Genomic DNA, 3,339 nt, shown 5'->3' with positions numbered 1-3,339 from the left:
GCGAGGCGATCGCCGACGGCCGGGTGGACATGGCCGTGCACTCGTACAAGGACCTTCCCACCGCTGCCGAGCCCCGGCTCGTCATCGCCGCCATTCCGCCGCGCGCGGACGCCCGCGACGCGCTGGTGGCCCGGGACGGCCTTGTGCTGGGGGAATTGCCGACCGGGTCAGTCATCGGAACGTCATCGGTGCGGCGGGCGGCGCAGCTTAGAGCACTGGGTCTCGGTTTGGAAATCCGCCCCCTAAGAGGCAACCTTGACACCAGGTTGAACAGGGTAAGCAGCGGTGATCTCGACGCCATCGTTGTCGCCCGCGCGGGCCTGGCCCGCCTGGGACGACTCGGCGATGTCACCGAGACGCTGGAGCCGGTGCAGATGTTGCCAGCGCCGGCTCAAGGTGCGCTAGCGGTGGAATGCCGCGCCGGCGACACCGAGCTCGCGGCGCTGTTGGCGGAGTTGGACGACGCCGACACCCGCGCCGCGGTCACTGCGGAGCGAGCCCTGCTGGCCGACCTGGAGGCGGGTTGTTCGGCACCCGTGGGCGCGATCGCTGAGGTGGTCGAGTCCATGGATGACGACGGTCGTGTCTTCGAGGAGCTGTCGCTACGCGCCTGCGTGGCGGCGGTTGACGGATCCGATGTGATCCGTGCGTCCGGCATCGGCACTCCCGACCGGGCCGCCGAGCTTGGGCTCGCGGTCGCTGCGGAGTTGTTCGATCTCGGTGCGCGCGAGGTCATGTCCACACAGCGGGAACTGCCGTGAAAAGCGGTGGATCGGGAGAGACTATGACTGGTCACGCGACTGCGCGAGGGCGTAAGAAGCCGGGACGCATCACGTTCGTCGGCTCCGGCCCCGGTGACCCGGGACTGCTGACTACGCGGGCCCGCGCCGTTCTGGCCAACGCCGCGTGTGTGTTCACCGACCCCGACGTGCCGGAGTCCGTGCTCAAGCTCGTCGGCACCGATCTGCCGCCCGCGGTCGGGCCCGCGCCGGAAAGCGATTCGGCCCCCGGTGGCGACCAGACCGCCCCGCCGATCGTCTCTGTCGGCCCGGATATCCGGCCCGCCCTGGGCGAGCCGGCGGAAGTGGCCAAGACGCTGGTGGCCGAGGCCAAAGCCGGCCATGACGTGGTCCGGCTCGTCGCCGGCGATCCGCTGTCGGTGGATTCGGTGACCACCGAGGTAACGGCGGTGTCCAGGACCCACCTGCCATTCGAGATCGTCCCGGGTCTGCCGGCCACCGTTGCGGTTCCGACCTACGCGGGGCTTCCGCTGGGCTCCAGCCACACCGTCGCCGACGTGCGCACCGGAGTGGATTGGGCGGCGCTGGCCGCCGCGCCCGGCCCACTGATCCTCACCGCCACCGCCTCCCATCTGCCCGACGCCGCCCGTTCGCTCATCGAGTACGGGCTCGCCGAGAACACCCCGTGCGTGGTCACCGCCCAGGGCACTACCTGCGCGCAGCGTTCGGTGGAGTCCACCCTGACCGGCTTGACCGATCGGGCGCTGGCCGCCGGCGACGCCGCCGGCCCGCTGGCCGGCCAGCTGGTGGTCACCATCGGCCGCACTGTCGCTGCGCGCGCCAAGCTGAACTGGTGGGAGAGCCGCGCGCTCTACGGCTGGACCGTGCTGGTGCCGCGCACCAAAGAGCAGGCCGGCGACATGAGTGACCGGCTGGTCGATCACGGCGCCCTGCCCATCGAGGTGCCGACCATCGCCGTCGAGCCGCCGCGCAGCCCCGCGCAGATGGAGCGCGCGGTCAAGGGCCTGGTCGACGGCCGGTACCAGTGGGTGGTTTTCACCTCCACCAACGCGGTGCGTGCGGTGTGGGAGAAGTTCGCCGAGTTCGGTCTGGACGCGCGGGCCTTCTCCGGTGTGAAGATCGCCTGTGTGGGCGAAGCGACCGCCGATCGGGTTCGGGCGTTCGGGATCAGCCCCGAACTGGTTCCGTCCGGTGAGCAGTCCTCGCTGGGCCTGCTCGACGAATTCCCGGAATATGACAGCATTTTCGACCCGGTGAACCGGGTGCTGCTGCCGCGTGCCGACATCGCCACCGAGACGTTGGCCGAGGGTCTGCGCGAACGTGGGTGGGAAATCGAGGATGTCACCGCCTATCGCACCGTGCGGGCCGCTCCGCCGCCGGCGGAGACCCGGGAGATGATCAAGACCGGCGGTTTCGACGCCGTCTGCTTCACCTCCAGTTCCACCGTGCGCAATCTGGTCGGCATCGCCGGGAAGCCGCACGCGCGCACCATCGTTGCGTGCATCGGACCCAAGACCGCCGAGACGGCGGCCGAGTTCGGCCTGCGGGTCGACGTCCAGCCTGAGACCGCAGCGGTGGGTCCGCTGGTGGACGCGCTGGCCGAGCACGCCGCCCGGCTGCGGGCTGAGGGCGCCTTGCCGCCGCCACGCAAGAAGAGCCGTCGCCGGTAGGCGGCAACGGACAATGGCCTTCCCCCGGCAGCGTCCGCGACGGCTGCGGTCCACCGCCGCGATGCGCCGGCTGGTGGCCGAGGCCTCCTTGGAGCCACGGCATCTCGTGTTGCCGATGTTCGTCGCTGACGGCATCGACGCTCCCCGGCCGATCGGTTCCATGCCGGGAGTCGTTCAGCACACCCGTGACTCGCTGCGGCGGGCAGCTACCGACGCGGTGGCGGCCGGTGTCGGCGGGCTGATGCTGTTCGGGGTGCCGCGTCCACAGGACAAGGACGCCACCGGTTCCTGCGGTGTCGACCCGGATGGCATTCTCAACCGCGCCCTGCGCGACCTTGCCGTCGACCTCGGCGATGCCACCGTGCTGATGGCCGACACCTGCCTGGACGAATTCACCGATCACGGCCACTGCGGCGTCGTAGACGCCCGCGGTCGCGTCGACAACGACGCGACCAACGAGCAGTACGTGAGACTGGCTGTGGCACAAGCGCAGTCCGGTGCCCACGTCGTCGGCCCGAGCGGCATGATGGATGGGCAGGTGGCCGCCATCCGGGATGGACTCGACGCCGCCGGATTCGCCGACGTGGTGATCCTGGCCTACGCCGCGAAGTTCGCCTCGGCGTTCTACGGGCCGTTCCGGGAAGCGGTGGCCTCCGCACTCAGCGGCGATCGCCGCACCTACCAGCAGGACGGCGGCAACGGCCGGGAGGCCGTCCGCGAAGTGCTCCTGGACATCGAAGAGGGCGCCGACATCGTCATGGTCAAACCCGCCATGGCCTACCTCGACGTGGTGGCCGCGGCCAAGCAGATCTCGCCGGTGCCGGTGGCGGCCTACCAGGTGTCGGGGGAGTACGCGATGATCGCCGCCGCCGCGGCCAACGGCTGGGTCGACCGCCGTGCGGCGGTGC

Annotated in this window: 3 protein-coding genes; all 3 read left to right on the top strand. The window is 70.5% G+C overall.

Annotation, left to right across the window (positions count from 1 at the left end):
• Nucleotides 1–761: hydroxymethylbilane synthase (gene hemC, locus ADBZ6I_RS16720; protein WP_526385825.1), on the top strand; the 761-nt coding region annotated here is incomplete at its 5' end.
• Nucleotides 762–784: 23 nt separating this feature from the next.
• Nucleotides 785–2,431: a bifunctional uroporphyrinogen-III C-methyltransferase/uroporphyrinogen-III synthase gene (locus ADBZ6I_RS16715; protein ID WP_526385823.1), complete on the top strand. Its 1,647-nt coding sequence runs from the start codon at nt 785–787 to the stop codon at nt 2,429–2,431.
• Between the two features lie 13 nt (nt 2,432–2,444).
• A partial coding sequence (gene hemB / locus ADBZ6I_RS16710; protein ID WP_526385821.1) for a porphobilinogen synthase occupies nt 2,445–3,339 on the top strand: 895 nt, incomplete at its 3' end.

Origin of the sequence: Mycobacterium sp., from assembly GCF_044342925.1 — a bacterium.
In the GTDB taxonomy this organism is placed as follows: domain Bacteria; phylum Actinomycetota; class Actinomycetes; order Mycobacteriales; family Mycobacteriaceae; genus Mycobacterium.
The sequence above is the reverse complement of the archived record's forward strand: the minus strand, read 5'-3'. Positions and strand labels throughout refer to the sequence as shown.